At 37.3% G+C, this 18,567-nt stretch carries 18 protein-coding genes and 1 other RNA gene; 18 read left to right on the top strand and 1 reads right to left on the bottom strand.

Annotated features, from left to right (window positions below):
• Positions 1 to 10 precede the first annotated feature (10 nt).
• The 12 genes from B5V89_RS00480 (at position 11) to ssrA (ending at position 12,254) form a co-directional block, all read left to right on the top strand.
• Complete coding sequence (locus B5V89_RS00480) at positions 11 to 259, top strand: glutaredoxin family protein (RefSeq protein WP_108069991.1); 249 nt, start codon at positions 11 to 13, stop codon at positions 257 to 259.
• Between the two features lie 126 nt (positions 260 to 385).
• Positions 386 to 1,408: a sugar-binding transcriptional regulator gene (locus B5V89_RS00475; protein ID WP_066230388.1), complete on the top strand. Its 1,023-nt coding sequence runs from the start codon at positions 386 to 388 to the stop codon at positions 1,406 to 1,408.
• Positions 1,409 to 1,488: 80 nt separating this feature from the next.
• Entirely contained in the window at positions 1,489 to 2,496 is a 1,008-nt protein-coding gene (gene gap / locus B5V89_RS00470) for a type I glyceraldehyde-3-phosphate dehydrogenase (protein ID WP_066230391.1), read from the top strand.
• A gap of 200 nt (positions 2,497 to 2,696) precedes the next feature.
• Positions 2,697 to 3,881: a phosphoglycerate kinase gene (locus B5V89_RS00465; RefSeq protein ID WP_066230394.1), complete on the top strand. Its 1,185-nt coding sequence runs from the start codon at positions 2,697 to 2,699 to the stop codon at positions 3,879 to 3,881.
• Positions 3,882 to 3,907: 26 nt separating this feature from the next.
• Positions 3,908 to 4,669 (top strand): triose-phosphate isomerase, encoded by a 762-nt coding sequence (gene tpiA / locus B5V89_RS00460; protein ID WP_108069989.1) that lies wholly within the window; start codon positions 3,908 to 3,910, stop codon positions 4,667 to 4,669.
• A complete protein-coding gene (gene gpmI / locus B5V89_RS00455) occupies positions 4,662 to 6,197 on the top strand; it encodes a 2,3-bisphosphoglycerate-independent phosphoglycerate mutase (protein WP_108069987.1) in 1,536 nt (511 codons plus the stop codon). The genes tpiA and gpmI overlap by 8 nt, the downstream gene beginning before the upstream one ends.
• 38 nt (positions 6,198 to 6,235) lie before the next feature.
• Positions 6,236 to 7,528, top strand: coding sequence for a phosphopyruvate hydratase (gene eno / locus B5V89_RS00450; protein WP_107920636.1), 1,293 nt, complete (start codon positions 6,236 to 6,238; stop codon positions 7,526 to 7,528).
• Between the two features lie 175 nt (positions 7,529 to 7,703).
• The gene (gene secG / locus B5V89_RS00445) at positions 7,704 to 7,937 is read left to right on the top strand and encodes a preprotein translocase subunit SecG (protein WP_066230408.1); all 234 of its coding nucleotides are present in this window, start codon (positions 7,704 to 7,706) and stop codon (positions 7,935 to 7,937) included.
• 189 nt (positions 7,938 to 8,126) lie between these two features.
• On the top strand, positions 8,127 to 8,873 hold the full coding sequence (locus B5V89_RS00440; RefSeq protein WP_108069985.1) for an alpha/beta hydrolase: 747 nt from the start codon (positions 8,127 to 8,129) through the stop codon (positions 8,871 to 8,873).
• A gap of 12 nt (positions 8,874 to 8,885) precedes the next feature.
• Positions 8,886 to 11,225 (top strand): ribonuclease R, encoded by a 2,340-nt coding sequence (gene rnr / locus B5V89_RS00435; protein WP_108069982.1) that lies wholly within the window; start codon positions 8,886 to 8,888, stop codon positions 11,223 to 11,225.
• Positions 11,226 to 11,302: 77 nt separating this feature from the next.
• Positions 11,303 to 11,770 (top strand): SsrA-binding protein SmpB, encoded by a 468-nt coding sequence (gene smpB, locus B5V89_RS00430; protein WP_066230416.1) that lies wholly within the window; start codon positions 11,303 to 11,305, stop codon positions 11,768 to 11,770.
• Between the two features lie 144 nt (positions 11,771 to 11,914).
• Positions 11,915 to 12,254: a transfer-messenger RNA gene (ssrA, locus tag B5V89_RS00425) on the top strand.
• Positions 12,255 to 12,624: 370 nt separating this feature from the next.
• Here the strand turns inward: ssrA and B5V89_RS00420 are convergent.
• The gene (locus tag B5V89_RS00420; RefSeq protein ID WP_066230418.1) at positions 12,625 to 13,032 is read right to left on the bottom strand and encodes an LAGLIDADG family homing endonuclease; all 408 of its coding nucleotides are present in this window, start codon (positions 13,030 to 13,032) and stop codon (positions 12,625 to 12,627) included.
• A gap of 576 nt (positions 13,033 to 13,608) precedes the next feature.
• On the opposite strand from B5V89_RS00420, the gene B5V89_RS00415 reads away from it, so the two are divergent.
• From B5V89_RS00415 to B5V89_RS00395, 6 genes are all read left to right on the top strand, one after another.
• The gene (locus B5V89_RS00415; RefSeq protein ID WP_066230420.1) at positions 13,609 to 14,370 is read left to right on the top strand and encodes a methyltransferase domain-containing protein; all 762 of its coding nucleotides are present in this window, start codon (positions 13,609 to 13,611) and stop codon (positions 14,368 to 14,370) included.
• A 425-nt stretch (positions 14,371 to 14,795) separates the two neighbouring features.
• A complete protein-coding gene (locus B5V89_RS20655; protein ID WP_321165983.1) occupies positions 14,796 to 15,044 on the top strand; it encodes a hypothetical protein in 249 nt (82 codons plus the stop codon).
• A complete protein-coding gene (locus tag B5V89_RS00410) occupies positions 14,998 to 15,786 on the top strand; it encodes a hypothetical protein (RefSeq protein ID WP_321165984.1) in 789 nt (262 codons plus the stop codon). Before B5V89_RS20655 ends, B5V89_RS00410 begins: the two co-directional genes overlap by 47 nt.
• 58 nt (positions 15,787 to 15,844) lie before the next feature.
• Positions 15,845 to 16,423, top strand: coding sequence for a YitT family protein (locus B5V89_RS00405; RefSeq protein ID WP_066230428.1), 579 nt, complete (start codon positions 15,845 to 15,847; stop codon positions 16,421 to 16,423).
• A gap of 40 nt (positions 16,424 to 16,463) precedes the next feature.
• On the top strand, positions 16,464 to 17,654 hold the full coding sequence (locus B5V89_RS00400; RefSeq protein WP_108069978.1) for a macrolide family glycosyltransferase: 1,191 nt from the start codon (positions 16,464 to 16,466) through the stop codon (positions 17,652 to 17,654).
• Between the two features lie 44 nt (positions 17,655 to 17,698).
• Positions 17,699 to 18,565: an alpha/beta hydrolase gene (locus tag B5V89_RS00395; protein ID WP_066230439.1), complete on the top strand. Its 867-nt coding sequence runs from the start codon at positions 17,699 to 17,701 to the stop codon at positions 18,563 to 18,565.
• The last annotated feature ends 2 nt before the right edge of the window (positions 18,566 to 18,567 follow it).

The following is an 18,567-nucleotide window of genomic DNA, read 5'->3' as shown; positions in this document are numbered from 1 at the left end:
GAGCGTTTATATGGAAGTAATTTTTTATACAAGAGAGAAATGTCAACTTTGTAAGGAAGCAAAGGAAGTATTAAAAATTCTTCAAAGTGACTATGATTTTGAATTAATAGAGAAAAATATTGACGATAGTGATGAGCTGACAGAAAAATACGGCTTAATGATACCAGTCATTGAAATGAATAAAGATATCGTTCAATATGGACAAATTGATTATTATACATTAAGTAAACGATTGCAAAAAAAAGTTGATCCATCATAGTTGAATTTCTATATTTACCCTGCTAAAATAGAAGATGTAGCAAGGGTAATTTTTTTTATTGCTAATGGGACATAATATGTCTACGCGGGACGTAATACGACCAGAAGAACTGAAGGGATTAATTCTATGTATTCTTTAATTGAGCTTCAAAAGAAATTATTACCTGACATGCTTTTAATTATGCAAAAGAGATACCAAATTCTTCGTTCTATTCGATTTATGGAGCCTGTTGGTAGAAGAACTTTGGCACAAGCACTTGGTCTATCAGAACGCATATTGCGTAGTGAAGTTGAATTTTTAAATGACCAAAAGTTAATCACGATTAAAACAAGTGGTATGACTATTTCTCAGCAAGGCCTATCCGTTTTACAAGGTTTGGAAGGAATAATGAGAGATGTATCGGGTATTAATGAAATGGAAGAGCGATTAAAAAAGGAATTAAATCTTCAAGAAGTAGTAATCGTTCCCGGAGATAGCGATGAAACGCCATGGGTTAAACAAGAACTAGGAAGAGCTTGTGCAAAAAGAATGAAAAAGCGCTTAGTTGGGGAAAATATCATCGCAGTAGCTGGCGGAACGACGATGGCGGCTGTAGCTGATATGCTGACATTTGATTTTATTGGGAATACCAATACGCTGTTCGTCCCGGCAAGAGGCGGGATAGGTGAAGATGTCAAAAACGAAGCGAATTCCATTTGTGCAAAAATGGCTGAAAATACCGGCTGCAAACATCGTGTTCTATATGTACCTGATCAAGTAAGTAAAGAGGTTTATGACTCCTTTGTCAAAGAACCTATTATTAAAGAGGTTTTAAGTTTAATTAAGAAAGCCAACATGGTTTTACATGGTATTGGGGATGCTAACGTAATGGCGGAGCGCCGTAATACGAAGGAAGAAGATATGAAAATCATTCAGGATGGACATGCGGTAGGGGAGGCTTTTGGTTATTATTTTAATGAAGCCGGAGAGGTAGTACATAAAGTTCCTACTGTTGGATTGAAACTTGATGATTTTTCTCATATCGAGCATGTTCTTGCGGTTGCAGGCGGATCTTCAAAAGCAAAAGCAATAAAGGCTTGCATGAAAAGTGCTACTAATTCAACCGTGTTAATTACTGATGAAGGTGCCGCAAAAAAAATATTAAGCTAGTAGTTAAGTTATTCTTTTTCAAAAGAATTTACTTTTGAAATTAAATAAATAATTAAGTGAACTTAAGGAGGAAATTATAAATGACTGTAAAAGTTGGTATTAATGGTTTTGGACGTATTGGACGTAATGTATTTCGCGCTGCTTTAAATAATCCTGATGTAGAAGTAGTTGCTGTAAATGATTTAACAGATGCAAACATGCTTGCACATCTTTTGAAATATGATACTGTTCACGGAACTCTTGAACAAGATGTAACAGTAGACGGTGATAGCCTAGTTGTTGGCGGTCATAAAGTGAAAGTTCTAGCTGAACGTGAACCAGCACAACTTGGCTGGGGAGATCTTGGAGTAGATATCGTTGTAGAATCTACTGGTCGCTTCACAAAACGTGCAGATGCTGCTAAACATTTAGAAGCTGGTGCGAAAAAAGTAATTATCTCTGCTCCTGCAACAGATGAAGATATTACAATCGTTATGGGTGTTAACGAAGATAAATATGATGCAGCAAATCATAATGTGATCTCTAATGCATCTTGTACAACAAACTGCTTAGCTCCATTTGCTAAAGTTTTAAACGAAAAATTTGGTATCAAACGTGGTATGATGACAACTGTTCACTCTTACACAAATGACCAACAAATTCTTGATTTACCACATAAAGACTACCGTCGTGCTCGTGCAGCTGCAGAAAACATGATTCCTACAACAACTGGTGCTGCTAAAGCTGTTGCGTTAGTATTACCTGAATTAAAAGGAAAACTAAATGGTATGGCTATGCGTGTACCAACTTCAAACGTTTCTATCGTTGACTTAGTTGCAGAACTTGATAAAGATGTAACTGTTGAAGAAGTAAACGCAGCTTTAAAAGAAGCAGCTGAAGGTGAATTAAAAGGAATTTTAGCATACAGTGATCTTCCACTTGTATCACGCGATTATAATGGTGCTAAAGTTTCTTCAACTGTTGATGCGTTATCAACAATGGTTCTTGAAAACAACATGGTAAAAGTACTTTCTTGGTATGACAATGAAACTGGCTATTCTAACCGTGTAGTTGACTTAGCTGCATATATTGCAAAAAAAGGTTTGTAATCTTTTAAATAACGTAAACTAATGGTATATTTTTCTTGAACCATTTCTATTATGTCTAGCTACAGTGTCTAGCCCCTTTGCTTGTCGGGGCTGGTCGAGGCACTTTTAGCTTTTCTATGAAGTGGACAAAGGGGAGCGGGGAACATTCCCCTCTCCCTTTTTACATAGTTTTTGTACACAAAAAGGAGGGTACCTTACAGATGAATAAGAAAACCATTAAAGATATCGATTTAAATGGGAAAAAAGTATTTTGCCGTGTTGATTTTAATGTACCGTTGCAAAATGGAAATGTTACGGATGATACACGTATCCGCGCCGCATTACCAACAATTCAGTATTTAATTGACCAAGGTGCAAAAGTAATTTTAGCTAGCCATTTAGGCCGACCAAAGGGTCAAGTAGTTGAAGAATTGAGATTAACTCCGGTCGCGAAACGACTAAGTGAACTATTAAAAAAAGATATCCGTAAATCAAACGAAGCTTATGGTGAAATTGCCCAAGCAGAAATTGATAAGTTAGAAAATGGTGATGTCCTCCTTTTAGAAAACGTTCGTTTCTACCCTGGTGAGGAAAAAAATGACCCGGAATTAGCGAAAAGTTTTGCAGAATTAGCGGATGTATATGTGAACGATGCATTTGGTGCTGCTCATCGTGCCCATGCGTCAACAGAAGGAATTGCTCAATATCTACCAGCAGTTGCCGGCTTCTTGATGGAAAAGGAACTTGAAGTGCTTGGTAAGGCTCTTTCAAATCCTGAACGTCCTTTCACAGCGATTATTGGCGGAGCGAAGGTAAAAGATAAAATTGGTGTTATCGATAACTTGCTTGATAAAGTCGATAATCTCATTATCGGTGGCGGGCTTGCTTATACATTTGTGAAAGCGAACGGCCATGAAGTAGGGAAATCATTATTAGAAGAAGATAAAATTGATTTAGCAAAATCCTTTATGGAAAAAGCTAAACAAAAAAATGTGAAATTCTATATGCCTGTCGATGTAGTAGTTGCCGACGATTTTTCTGATTCTGCCAACAAAAAAGTCGTAGCAATCGATGAAATCCCATCCGATTGGGAAGCGCTAGACATCGGTCCAAAAACAGTTGAAATTTATCGTGAAGTGATTGGACAATCTAAGCTTGTCATTTGGAACGGACCAATGGGTGTATTTGAACTTGAATCATTTGCAAATGGAACAAAAGGTGTCGCAAATGCGTTAGCTGAAGCATCAAATACGTATTCTGTCATTGGCGGCGGAGACTCTGCAGCCGCAGTTGAAAAATTCAATCTTGCGGATAAAATGAGCCATATCTCAACAGGTGGCGGAGCTTCCCTTGAATTTATGGAAGGTAAAACATTACCAGGAGTAGCTGCCTTAAACGATAAATAATCAATAATGAAGAAAGGGTGTTAGAAATGCGTAAACCAATTATCGCTGGAAACTGGAAAATGCATAAAACAATGTCTGAAGCGAAAGCATTTGCTGAAGAAGTAGCTAGTTTAGTCCCTAAAAAAGATGTTGTTGATTCCGTTATTTGTGCACCAGCATTATTTTTAGATCGACTTGTTGAATCAACTCATAGCTCTGATGTAGCGATCGGAGCTCAAAACATGCATTTTGAAGAAAGTGGCGCTTTTACAGGAGAAATTAGTCCGAAAGCACTTGAAGATTTAAATGTTGACTATGTCATTTTAGGACATTCTGAGCGTCGTGAAATGTTCAATGAAACAGATGAAGCAGTAAACAAAAAAGTATTAGCTGCATTCAAGCACAACTTAGTTCCAATTGTTTGTGTCGGTGAAACACTTGAACAAAGAGAAAACAATGAAACAAAAGATTTAGTCGCTTCTCAAGTACAAAAAGCATTAGCAGGTTTAACAGAAGATCAAGTGAAACAAACAGTTATTGCTTATGAACCTATTTGGGCGATTGGAACAGGAAAATCTTCGACAGCAGAAGATGCAAATGAAGTTTGCTCCCATATTCGTTCTGTAGTTGAAGGTCAATTTTCAAAAGCAGCAGCAGACGCTGTTCGCATTCAGTACGGTGGTAGTGTAAAACCAACAAATATTAATGAATATATGTCCCAACCGGATATAGATGGTGCGTTAGTCGGCGGAGCAAGTCTTGAGCCGCAAAGCTTTTTACAACTTTTGGAGGCGGTAAGCCATGAGTAAATCACCTGTTGCTCTCATCATTTTAGATGGGTTTGGCCTTCGCCAAGAAACGAAAGGAAATGCCGTTACACATGCGAAAAAGCCTAACTTTGACCGCTACTGGGAAAATTACCCGCATAATACTTTAACAGCTAGTGGTGAAGCAGTAGGACTGCCGGAAGGACAAATGGGTAATTCCGAGGTAGGACATTTAAACATTGGTGCAGGACGAATTGTTTACCAAAGCTTAACCCGTGTAAACGTGGCGATTCGTGAAGGGGAGTTTGTTAAAAACGAAACTTTCCTTCAAGCGATTGAACATGCGAAAAAAAATGGCACGAGTCTTCACTTATTTGGTTTATTATCTGATGGCGGTGTTCACAGTCATATTAATCATTTATTCGCCTTATTACAACTTGCTGCAAATGAAGGATTGAAAAATGTCTATGTTCATGCATTTTTAGATGGGCGTGATGTTGGACCGAAAACTGCTGCAAAATACATTAAAGAAACACAAGAAAAAATGGATGAATACGGTGTTGGTGAATTTGCTACGATTTCCGGCCGTTATTATTCGATGGACCGGGATAAACGTTGGGATCGTGTAGAAAAATCATATCGTGCAATGGTATATGGAGAAGGACCTACTTATACTGATCCATTGGAACTTGTAGAAGATTCATATTCACATGGAATTTTCGATGAATTCGTCATACCTTCTGTTATTACAAAAGAGAATGGTGAACCCGTTGCAACGATAAAGGATAATGATTCGGTAATTTTCTATAATTTTAGACCTGACCGTGCGATCCAAATCTCTAATACATTTACAAATAAAGATTTTCGATCATTTGATCGAGGACCAAAGCATCCTAAAAACTTATTTTTCGTTTGCTTAACTCATTTTTCTGAAACAGTAGACGGATATGTTGCTTTTAAACCAGTAAACCTTGATAATACTCTTGGTGAGGTTTTATCGCAAAATGGTTTGAAACAGTTACGTATTGCTGAAACTGAAAAATATCCGCATGTGACTTTCTTTATGAGTGGGGGCCGTGAAGCAGAGTTCCCTGGCGAAACAAGAATTCTCATTAACTCACCGAAAGTGGCAACATATGATTTGAAACCGGAGATGAGTGCTTACGAAGTGACGGATGCCTTGTTGAAAGAAATTGAAGAGGATAAACAAGATGCAATCATATTGAATTTCGCGAATCCGGATATGGTTGGTCATTCAGGTATGCTTGAGCCGACTGTTAAAGCAATTGAGGCAGTTGATGAGTGCTTAGGTCGTATTGTTGACCTTATTATCGAAAAAGGTGGTACTGCCATCATCACAGCTGATCATGGTAATGCCGACGAAGTAGTTACACTTGAAGGGCAGCCAATGACTGCACATACAACAAATCCGGTTCCTGTGATTGTTACGAAAAAAGGAATTGAGCTCCGTGATGGAGGAATCTTAGGTGATTTAGCTCCAACGATGCTTGATTTACTAGGTGTTCAACAACCTAAAGAAATGACTGGAAAGACCATTATTAAACATTAATTTTATAAAAAACTAATTTAAGAATAGGAGAAATAAACATGCCACATATTACTGAAGTATATGCAAGAGAAGTACTAGATTCCCGCGGAAATCCCACTGTAGAAGTTGAAGTTTATACAGCTTCAGGTGCATTCGGACGTGCACTTGTTCCAAGTGGTGCATCAACTGGAGAATATGAAGCAGTAGAACTTCGCGATGGCGATAAAGGCCGTTATTTAGGTAAAGGTGTAGAGACTGCAGTAAAAAATGTAAATGATATCATCGCTGAAGAACTAATTGGTTATGATGTTACAGAACAAGTTGTTATTGATAAATTGTTAATTGAGCTTGATGGAACTGAAAATAAAGGGAAACTAGGTGCGAATGCGATCCTTGGTGTTTCTATGGCAGTCGCTCGTGCAGCAGCTGATTTCCTTGGAGTAGAACTTTACGAATATCTTGGAGGATTCAACTCTAAACAACTTCCAGTGCCAATGATGAATATTGTTAATGGTGGAGAACATGCCGACAATAACGTTGATATTCAAGAATTCATGATTATGCCAGTTGGTGCTCCTACTTTTAAAGAAGCATTACGTATGGGTGCTGAAATCTTCCATAACCTTAAATCTGTATTAAAAGCAAAAGGCTTAAACACAGCTGTTGGTGATGAAGGTGGATTTGCTCCTAACCTCAAATCTAACGAAGAAGCACTTCAAACAATTATTGAAGCAATTGAAAAAGCCGGATACAAACCAGGAGAAGAAGTTATGCTAGCAATGGATGCTGCATCTTCTGAATTCTATAATAAAGAAGACGGAAAATATCATTTATCAGGTGAAGGTGTTGTTCGTACATCTGCTGAAATGGTTGACTGGTATGAAGAACTTACTTCTAAATACCCAATTATCTCTATCGAAGACGGTTTAGATGAAAACGACTGGGAAGGTCACAAGCTTCTTACCGAACGTATCGGCCATAAAGTTCAATTAGTTGGTGACGATTTATTCGTAACAAACACGAAAAAACTTTCTGAAGGTATTAAACAAGGCGTAGGTAACGCGATCCTAATTAAAGTTAACCAAATCGGTACATTAACTGAAACATTTGATGCAATCGAAATGGCTAAACGTGCTGGTTATACTGCAATCATTTCTCACCGTTCTGGTGAAACAGAAGACACAACAATTGCAGACATCGCCGTTGCTACAAACGCAGGACAAATCAAAACAGGTGCTCCTTCAAGAACAGACCGTGTCGCAAAATACAACCAATTACTTCGCATCGAAGACGGCTTAGCAGACACAGCTCAATACTTAGGAAAAGACACATTCTACAACCTAAAAAAATAGTAAACCAAAAATGCCGGCACTAAACTGCCGGCATTTTTCACTTTATTCACTTTTTAGAATAATTATGCAGAAAAATGAATATCCGGTGTCAGGCACCAAAATTTCGTTTGTGTACAAGTTGGAAGTGTGGTACATTTAAAGTACGTTTAGATGTTCGATTTGGAGGTGGGGTCTCATGCATACTTTATTTTTGACTTTATTGGTGATTGATGCGATTGCTTTAATTATTGTAGTGCTTTTACAGTCGGGGAAAAGTGCTGGATTATCAGGAGCGATTTCCGGTGGTGCAGAGCAGTTATTCGGAAAGCAAAAAGCTCGCGGGATGGATTTAGTTTTACACCGAATTACAGTTGTTCTTGCAGTATTATTTATTATTTTAGCGTTAGGCGTGTCGTATTTCGGAATATAATAATACTAAAGCTACCTGACTTACCGTACGGTTGGTCGGGTTTTTTGTTTTGCCCCTTTTCTATAAAACCGTTGCTTTTAGCAAAGCTCAGAGTTGAAAGGAACGGTTTATTTAAATCATATTTCTGGATTGTTCTTTATTTCTCTGTTAAAAATAAGGTAAGAATACGTATGTAAAGGAGTTCACATCATGAAAATAGTACCACCAAAGCCTTTTACATTCGAAGCTGGAAAACGTGCTGTCTTGTTATTACATGGTTTCACAGGCAGTTCAGCCGATGTTCGGATGTTAGGACGATTTCTTGAAAAACAAGGATATACTTCTCACGCACCCATCTACAAAGGACACGGAGTTCCACCCGAAGAATTAGTACATACAGGTCCGGACGATTGGTGGAAAGATGTCATGGCTGGCTATGAACATTTAAAAAATAAAGGATACGAAGAAATAGCTGTAGCCGGATTATCACTAGGTGGGGTATTTTCCCTGAAATTAGGTTACACTGTACCTGTAAAGGGAATAATTCCTATGTGTGCTCCGATGTATATTAAAAGTGAAGAAACAATGTACAACGGTGTTGTCGACTATGCGCGCCAGTATAAAAAATTTGAAGGAAAAGATGATCTTCAAATTAATAAAGAAATTGAGGAATTCAAGAAAACGCCAATGGAAACATTAAAAGGATTACAAAACTTGATATCAGAGGTAAGGGAAAATGTCGATATGATCTACTCACCGACCTTTGTCGTTCAGGCAAGACATGATGAAATGATTAATACTGACAGTGCGAATATTATTTATAATCATGTGGAATCTGAACAGAAAGAAATAAAATGGTATGAAGAATCCGGACATGTTATTACGTTAGATAAGGAAAAAGAACAATTGCATCAAGATGTTTTCCATTTTCTTGAACAACTAAACTGGTCCGAATAAGGAGGGATGTAAATGGATGAAAAAACGCAATCGCAGATTGAACGTATTTTAACCTATATGAAAGACGAAGCATACAAACCATTGACAGTGCAGGAACTGGAAGAAGTATTCGGAATTGAAGACTCTACTGGATTTAAAGATTTTGTAAAAACGCTCGTGTTAATGGAAGAGAAAGGACTTGTCGTCCGAACAAGAAGCAATCGCTATGGACTCCCGGCCAAAATGAATTTAGTCCGCGGAAAAATGATTGGTCATGCGAAAGGCTTTGCCTTTGTAACACCCGATGAACCGGGATTTGATGATATTTTTATCCCACCACATGAAAAAAATAATGCCATCCATGGTGATGTCGTATTAGTTCGCGTTTCATCTGAAAGTTCCGGTTCAAGACGTGAAGGTTCAGTTGTAAGAATTTTAGAACGTGGTATTACAGAAGTTGTCGGAACTTATACCGAGAGTAAATATTTTGGCTTTGTTATTCCGGACGATAAAAAATTTGGCAGCGACATTTTTATTCCGAAAAACGCGAATAAAGGTGCAGTTGAAGGACATAAAGTTGTTGTACATATAACGGGATATCCTGAAGGACATAAAAATGCCGAGGGTGAAGTTGTCCAAATTCTTGGTCATAAAAATGACCCAGGTGTAGACATCTTATCTATTATCCATAAACACGGGCTTCCGCTGGCATTCCCGGAAGAAGTACTGCAACAGGCGAATAGTGTACCGGAAGAAATTGATGAAAATGAAATAGGAAACCGCCGGGATCTTCGTGATCAGACAATCGTGACCATTGATGGTGCCGATGCTAAAGATTTAGATGATGCGGTGACAGTATCAAAATTAGAAAATGGCCATTATAAATTAGGGGTACACATTGCAGATGTCACACATTATGTGACGGAAGGCTCCCCAATTGATCGGGAAGCTTTAGAAAGAGGCACAAGTGTTTATTTAGTCGATCGAGTCATCCCGATGATTCCACATCGTTTATCAAATGGGATATGTTCATTGAATCCAAAAGTGAATCGTTTTACATTATCTTGTGAAATGGAAATCAATGATAAAGGTGAAGTCGTTAATCATGAAATTTTCGAAAGTATCATTAAGACGACGGAGCGAATGACATATTCCGATGTAAATAAAATTTTAGTTGATAAAGATGAGGAATTAAGAGAGCGGTACGAGCCAATTGTTCCGATGTTTGAAACGATGGAAGAGTTGGCACAAATTTTACGAACGAAACGGATGGAACGCGGCGCCATTGATTTTGACTTTAAAGAAGCAAAAGTGATTGTAAATGATGAAGGAAAACCTGTTGACGTTGTTACACGTGAACGTTCTGTAGCGGAACGATTAATCGAAGAATTCATGCTGGCGGCGAATGAAACGATTGCAGAACATTTTCACTGGCTCGATGTCCCGTTCATGTATCGAATCCATGAAGATCCTAAAGAAGAAAAGCTGCAACGATTCTTTGAATTTATTACAAACTTCGGATTAATTGTCCGTGGAACTGCTAATTCTGTTCATCCACGTGCACTTCAGGAAATTATCGAAGCGGTCCAAGGAAAACCGGAGGAAATGGTCATCTCTACCGTCATGCTTCGCTCTATGCAGCAAGCAAAATATGACCCGGAAAGTCTTGGTCACTTTGGATTATCAACACAATTCTATACACATTTCACTTCACCTATCCGACGTTATCCCGATTTAATCGTCCATCGATTAATTCGTACGTATTTAATCGAAGGCAAAATGGATGAAGCAACAAGAGCCAAATGGGATGCATCCTTACAGGAAATTGCTGATCATGCATCGAAAATGGAAAGACGGGCTGTTGATGCCGAACGCGATACAGATGAGTTGAAAAAAGCAGAGTACATGGAAGACAAAGTGGGCGAAGAGTTTGATGGAATTATCAGTTCTGTAACTAACTTTGGTATGTTTGTAGAATTACCAAATACGATTGAAGGACTTGTTCATGTCAGCTATATGACAGATGATTATTATCATTATGATGAGCGTCAATATGCTATGATAGGGGAAAGAACAGGGAATGTCTTTCGGATTGGCGACGAAATTACTATTCGTGTTATAAACGTAAATAAAGACGAGCACGACATCGACTTTGAAATTGTAGGTATGAAAAATAATCGAGCAAGAAGGGGCGCACAAGAAAAACCGCGAATCGTAAAAGTACGGGGATACAAAAAAGATTCGCAACAAAAAGGCCCACAAGGAAATAAAGATGAAGGCGAATGGTCCACACGCCCACCGAAAGCAAAAAAGAAAAAAAATAAATCTTTTGCGAACACACCAAAAAATAAACGAACAAAAAAACGCAAATAAATTGTAGCATCAATTAGGTGTCAGGCACCTGGTGTCAGGCACCTTTTAGGTCTTAAGATCTAGGGGGAGTTGAAAATATGCCAAAAGGAGAAGGCAAGGTTGTAGCCCAAAATAAAAAGGCAAATCATGATTATTTTATCGAGGAAACATTTGAAGCAGGGATCGTCCTTCAAGGAACGGAAATTAAATCGATTCGTGCAGGACGTGTGAACTTAAAGGATTCATATGCGCGAATTCATAAAGGTGAAGTGTTCATCTATAATATGCACATCAGCACATATGAACAAGGAAATCGCTATAATCATGATCCATTGCGGGAAAGAAAATTATTGCTTCATCGTAAACAAATTAATAAATTAATCGGTGAAACGAAGGAAGCAGGATATGCATTAGTTCCTCTTAAAATGTATTTAAAAGATGGCTATGCAAAGGTTTTAATTGGACTTGGAAAAGGGAAAAAGAAATATGACAAACGAGAAGATTTAAAGAAAAAAGAAGCAAAACGTGAGATTGAAAAAGCGTTTAAAGCACGTCAGCAAATGTAGCTTACACAAATTTACAATTGCATTTATCGCGAAACATGGTATAATAAGACATGTAACAGCCAGTTACTTTTAATGTTAAGCTCAGTTGTCTCGAGCGTCTTTCTCTTTATAAAAGAGATCGTAACCTTTCTATCATGGGGACGTTACGGATTCGACAGGGACAGTTTGAGCTTAAGTTGCGAGTCGAGGGGGTCGTCCTCGTAAAAACGCCAAAGCCAATAATAACTGGCAAAAACAACAATAACCTCGCTTTTGCAGCGTAAGCTAGCATAGCGGATCCTCCCTCCATCGCCCATGTGGTAGGGTCAGGGTCTCAACTTTAGTGGGCTACGCCGGTTGTCCTCCGCCTGAGGACGATGGAAGAGACCAATCAGGCTAGCACTTCGGACGCCCGTCGATAGGCAGATGAAGCTGCGAAATGCGAATATATCGACTACACTCGTAGACGCTTAAGTGGCAATGTTTCTGGACGTGGGTTCGATTAGTAAATAGTCGCCTTATGTGGTAACACATAAGTGAAAATCCGGCTTTATCGGTGAAACCTAAGTCACAAATAGTGATAGGGCAATGCCGAGCGGTATGTGGAGCAATCCAACAGCCGTGTATCGACTTATAGGCTGCCTCATGGGTAGTACTAGGATGCGGAATTCTGCATGAAGGAACTCGTGTAAATTTATATTTCGCATAATACGCCGGGGTACCTGAAGGATATTCAGGTACAAGATATAGTCAGTGCCATTACGAAAGTATGGAATAGCACGTCCCACCGTCTCCACCAAATACATATTTAATGTACATTGGTGGAAAATAACCAATATATTATAAAAGCGACTCATATAATAATGAGTCGCTTTTTATAATTTAAAAAAGTTATCTTCAAACAATATCTTCTTTTTAAGAAGCTCCGGAGTATATTTCCCATTACGAGGAGTTACCGAATCATAATTTTCGAGAATCCAAATCGAGCGCAATCTTTTTTGTTTAATTCTTAGAAATGGTAATACATTCTGCAATGTATAGAAAACATCTGATTTCTTTTTTATATATAAAGTATATGAATCTTTATACTTATCTGGATGATAATTCTTTTTATTGTTTATTGTTCCACCGGTAATAGATTGGATATAAATGAGAAGTTCTTTATCTGTTGATGCAATTGTTATACATGGACGTCGATTTTCTTTTTCGTGCATTCTAGTTAATGTAATGCTACCCTCTCCATCAATAATGCCAGCCACATAAGAGGCTTCCCATTTTTTCATTATGATTCCTCCTGTTTTTAAACTGAAACAAACATATGTTCTTGTATTATTGTATTTTAGATAATTTTCATTTGCAATATTAAACTAAAAATAGTTCGCAGAAAAGTAAGCAGTTTCGTATTTAAATGAATTTGTGTAAATAATAGAAAACTGGTTTCATAAAAAAACCAAACAGATACACTTAAATTCTGCTTGGTTTTTTATAACCATTGTAGTCACATTGAATTGTTTCGGAAGTTATACTCTTTTCTGTAAGAAGCGCTACTTACAATTGAATAATATCTTAGAAGTAAAGTAACAAAAATGCTCTCATAAAGCTACCGACTGGAATTGGAAAAGAAATAAAAATCTGTGGAGTTTTGCATCTATCACTATCGGGGCAGGATTATTGAATAAGCCAAATAATATGTAATAAATGTAATTTTCTGATATAATTAGATAATAAATACTTACTATTATTCGGGGTGTTTAAATATGAATTTATTAGAACATGAAATATAACAACTTACTTTTTATGTAAGAGGACCTCCCATTATACGTTTCATACCTAGCTTTAAACAATTTGGGAGGTAAATTATGATAAGAGATAATCAATTTTTAAGTTATTTAAACGATGTAAATAAAGAATTTTCTGGATGGGACTTCTCGTTTATTACGGGAACTGGACGAATGAGAAGTGGCTTACTTTCTTGGTCTTATGGGAGTATGGCAAGACATCTAATTCAAAATGTTGATTCTATGTTGGACATGGGAACTGGTGGTGGAGAATTCTTATCAATGTTGAGACCATTTCCTCGTTCTGTTTATGCAACAGAAGGTTACAAACCAAACTTCGAAATAGCAAAAGAAAACCTTGAGCCTTTAGGAATAAAAGTTGTTCAACTTGAAGAGGATTCTGAACTACCATTTAATGATAATCAGTTCGAATTGATTTTAAATCAACATGAATCATATTCATCCGAAGAGATAAGAAGGACGATTCAAAAAAATGGTGTATTTCTAACACAGCAAGTTGGTGGCTTAGATTGTAAAGAAATTAATGAATCATTTGCTGTTTCATTGAACCTTGAGTTTGAAAATTGGAACCTAAAGACAGCTTTACAGGAACTTAAAAAGAATAATTTCGAAGTATTGTATAGAAATGAAGAGTTCCCAATTCAACGATTTTATGATGTGGGTGCATTAGTATATTATCTAAAAGCAATACCTTGGCAAGTTCCCGACTTTAGTATCGAAAAATATGAAGAAAGTTTATATGATATACACAAACATATTCAGTCAAAAGGATTTTATGATGTGAAACAGCATCGCTTTATTATTAAGGCTAAAGCGATATAAATAAATGAAGTCTTCTTATAAAAGGAGACCTCGACTTTACTCTTATTGTGCTAAAGGGTGCTTTAACACAACAAGGAGTTAATTAAAGAGCCTAAATGTACACTTTTTGTATATTTGGGCTATTTTTCCATTAATACAACATACTGCCATAAAAGCATTTGGTTCAATGTGCTAGTGAAAGTCGGAATTGGGAGATCTGAATAGAATTCCAGTCGATATCAGAATTTTAGCGGCTACAAATCGTAATAAATGATAGTAATCTAAAGGCAATTGCTATTATAATGTCGACTATCGTTAATTTTTTTACTTAATTCGAACGATAAACAAATTGTTCGCAATTTTTCAGAAGGGGGTGCCTTTTTTCTTCATAAATTTATATTTCATATATGAAGGCAATTTTAAATGAAGAAAGGGCAGGGATGAAAATGGCAAAGTATAGAATGGTGCGTACGGATTTTTGGAAGAATCCGATTGTTATAGAAGAGATGACCCCTGAGGAAAAGTACTTTTACTTTTATCTGCTGACGAATCCGCGTACGACGCAAATTGGAATCTATCAAATTACGAAAAAGGAAATAGCTTTTGATCTGGGATATTCCATTGAGAGTAGAGAGTATTCATTCGCTAATGGAGCTTTTCGAGAAACACCATCAATTGATCCTTTACAATCCTGAAACAAGGGAGCTAGCTATTAAGAACTGGGGAAGAGAGAACCTTCAAAAAGTTGGAAAACCAGTAATGGATTGTATTGTTTCCGAATTAAAAGAGGTAGAGGATCACTCGCTTATCCAATATGTTTCGGAATGCATACATAAAGAAGAGATCCGCAGCTTATATGAAGCTTTTTATCAGCAAAAAGAGATGCTCATGGAGACGGAAGAAAAAGAGGATGATGAAAAAGTTCCATGTGAAGAAATTGACGATGCTTTACCGCTTCGTTATACGATTGGTGGACAAAAAGAAGAGGATGAAAAAGCTCTCTGTATCGAATTTGACGATACGTTGCCGACTCGTTTTACGACACGTGGGCAAAAAGAAAAAGAAAAACAAAAAGAAAAACAAAAACAACAAAAAGATCTCTATCCAAGTATAGCGAATAATCTACGCATAGTGAATCCGTCACTGAGTAATGATGATGTGAAGGAAATTATCGAGTTTTGGGATACAAATGGATTTGGTTTAACGAATGTAAATGCAAAAGAGCAGTTGTTGTCGTCGTTGGATGATTCAAGTTTTTTACAACCGAAGGAAATGATTGTAAATGCCATGAAAATAGCCTGTGCCAAGGCATTGGTGAGGTTCTATGAGGCGCCTTGGGAAAATCAACATCATTCGAAAGGTGGGACAATGGGGATTAAAAAGCTCAATCTCGTAACGGGAATGCCTTCGATAGGAAAAACTGAAAACGACCCTTAGTTTAGAATGTTTTTAGGACAACCCCCATATGAATAGAGTAAATAGGGGGGGGATTAACATGTTTGCCAGAATTGCTGCAATGATAATAGGAAGTGGTCTTATAGGGATTGGAGTGAATGGCTTTTTGGTTCCTCATCATTTACTAGATGGAGGAATTATCGGTCTAGCTCTTATATTGCATTATTATTTTGACTTTCAAACAGGGTTATGGTCGGCGCTGTTAAGTATTCCATTGATCCTTTATGCATGGGTGAAGGATCGCGGCCAATTTCACGGCAGTATTTACGGAATGATTGTGACAGCTATTTTTCTGGATCTGCTAGCTCCTTATCAATTTCCTTTGCCTATATGGATAAGTGCTATTTTAGGTGGAGCCATTTGCGGAATTGGAGTGGGGTTAATGCTTCGTTATAAGACAAGCACTGGGGGAACCGACTTGATTGCTTATTTCATAGCCAAAGCTACCCCATTGAGTATAGGGCTAATTATTGCTATATTGGATGGTATCATCGTCTTAATCGGGTTTCAAACGTTGGGACTTTGGAGCGTCGTATTTTCAAGCATCACCATTTTGTCTGCTGGGCTTCTAGCAAATATCTGTTATGAACGTCCGAATAATGGGTCTGTCCCCAACTAAGTGTTAAAATTGTAATCAAATTACTTAAGGAGTGACAAAGGTGGCACGTGTATTATTTATTAATATTGGATCTGAAGGGCATATTAATCCAACGGTCGGAGTTGTACAAGAGCTTATTTCGCGTGGAGAAGAGGTCGTGTATTTTACGATTGAAGATTTTCGAGAGCGTATTGAAAAGACGGGAGCAACGGTACGAACCGTAGACGGTCAAAAATTTATTAAAGCGTTTATCTCGGGTGGCAGAAATAATGTACTCGAAAGAATTAATGGTCTCTTACATACTGCAGATATTGTCATACCAAGCGTTCTTGAACAGATTGAAGGCGAACATTTTGATTACATTATCCACGATTCCATGTTTGGTTGTGGACGTATACTTGCTCAAATCCTTAAACTTCCGGCAGTCAATTCGTGCACTACTTTTGCTGAGACCCAAGAATCGTTCAATAAAATGTTCGAACAGCTTTCACAAAAAATCCCCGAAGAAACATTTGATGAGTTTCAAAGGTTAACAGAAATGGTAAAGGATAAGTATGATGTTGAGATCCGTTCCCCATACGAAGTTTTTTGTAATCCAGCATCACTTACAATCGTTTATACAATTAAAGAATTTCAACCTTTTGGAGAAGACTTCGATCAAACTTATAAATTTGTAGGACCATCTATCTCTTCAAGATCAAAGAAAGAAACTTTCGACATTACTTCAATCAAAGGAAAGAACCCAATCTATATTTCACTAGGTACTGTCGTAAATCAGGCAATAGATTTCTATAAGCTTTGTTTAAAGGCATTAGAAAATACTGATCATAGTGTCATCATGTCTATTGGGGAGAAAGTTCAACTATCTGATTTGGGTGAGATCCCTAATAACTTCATTGTGAAAAACTATGTTCCGCAAACAGAGGTGCTGAAACACACCAAATTATTTATCACACATGGTGGAATGAACAGTGTACATGAAGGTCTTTATTACGGGGTTCCGCTAATTGTCATTCCACAAAGTGCGGATCAGCCGATGATTGCCGAGCAAGTTGCTACTATTGGAGCTGGCATTAAATTGCAAATGCAAAGCTTGACTGCAAATCAACTCCATGAAGCTGTAGACCATGTATTACATCAACCATCCTTCCATAATACGGTTGCAAAAGTTAAGGATTCCTTTCAAAAATCGGGTGGTTATCATCAAGCAGTTGATGATATTTTTAATTTTAAAAGTCAAAATGCTATCTAAAATAATAATTACCGCAACAACCGTAGATTCAGGAAGGAGAAAAGATGGAAATAGGGAATAAACAACTGAAACCAAAACTTTTAATATCGTTTATTATTTTCCTTATTGTCGTTTTAGGATTAACATTTTATTTTTATCAGCATGTTAATGGACAAGGGAATAAAGAATCGAATCTTAAATATGGCAGTAACCGAAAGCAAACATTAGATCTCTTCACACCTAAAGTTCAGAACGGGGAGAAATTGCCAGTTATCATTTATGCACATGGTGGCGGATGGAGCGGAGGGGATAAATCAAATGTTTCTGCAAAACCTGATTTCTTTGCTGAAAAAGGATATGCATTTATTTCAATTAACTATCGACTATCTCCAAAAGCGACCTATGAGGAAATGGCCAATGACGTTACTAATGCGATAAAATGGGTGTATGACAATGCTGATAATTATCAATTTGATCGGTCGAAAATAAATCTAATGGGTCATTCTGCCGGCGGTCATTTAATCATGCTAGTCGCTTCAAATCCTAACTATTTGAATAATGTTGGACTTTCACCCAAAGTCATTAATTCTGTTGTGAACATTGAAGGTCCACTTGATTTAACAGATTTTATCAGTAGAATTGGAAGCTACAAAAAGGTATTCGGAAAAGATCAAAAAGTATGGGAAGAAGCGTCACCAATTACTTATGCAGCAAGTAAAAACCTTCCACCAATGTTTTTGATTGACCACGGAAGTAACTCTATTAAAAAATTTATGGATACAACAAAATTAGCCGGTAACACAGTCGGATATTTTCAAGCCCGAACTCTCTCCCATAGCGAATTAACCGAGCTTCTAGGGACATTCAAAACCGAAGAAGCAACCATCATGACCAACGCTGTGTTTAAGTTTTTGAGCAATTTAAATAAATAACT

It is taken from the genome of Heyndrickxia sporothermodurans (assembly GCF_003055045.1).
Taxonomy (GTDB): Bacteria; Bacillota; Bacilli; order Bacillales; family Bacillaceae_C; genus Heyndrickxia; species Heyndrickxia sporothermodurans.
The sequence above is the reverse complement of the archived record's forward strand: the minus strand, read 5'-3'. Positions and strand labels throughout refer to the sequence as shown.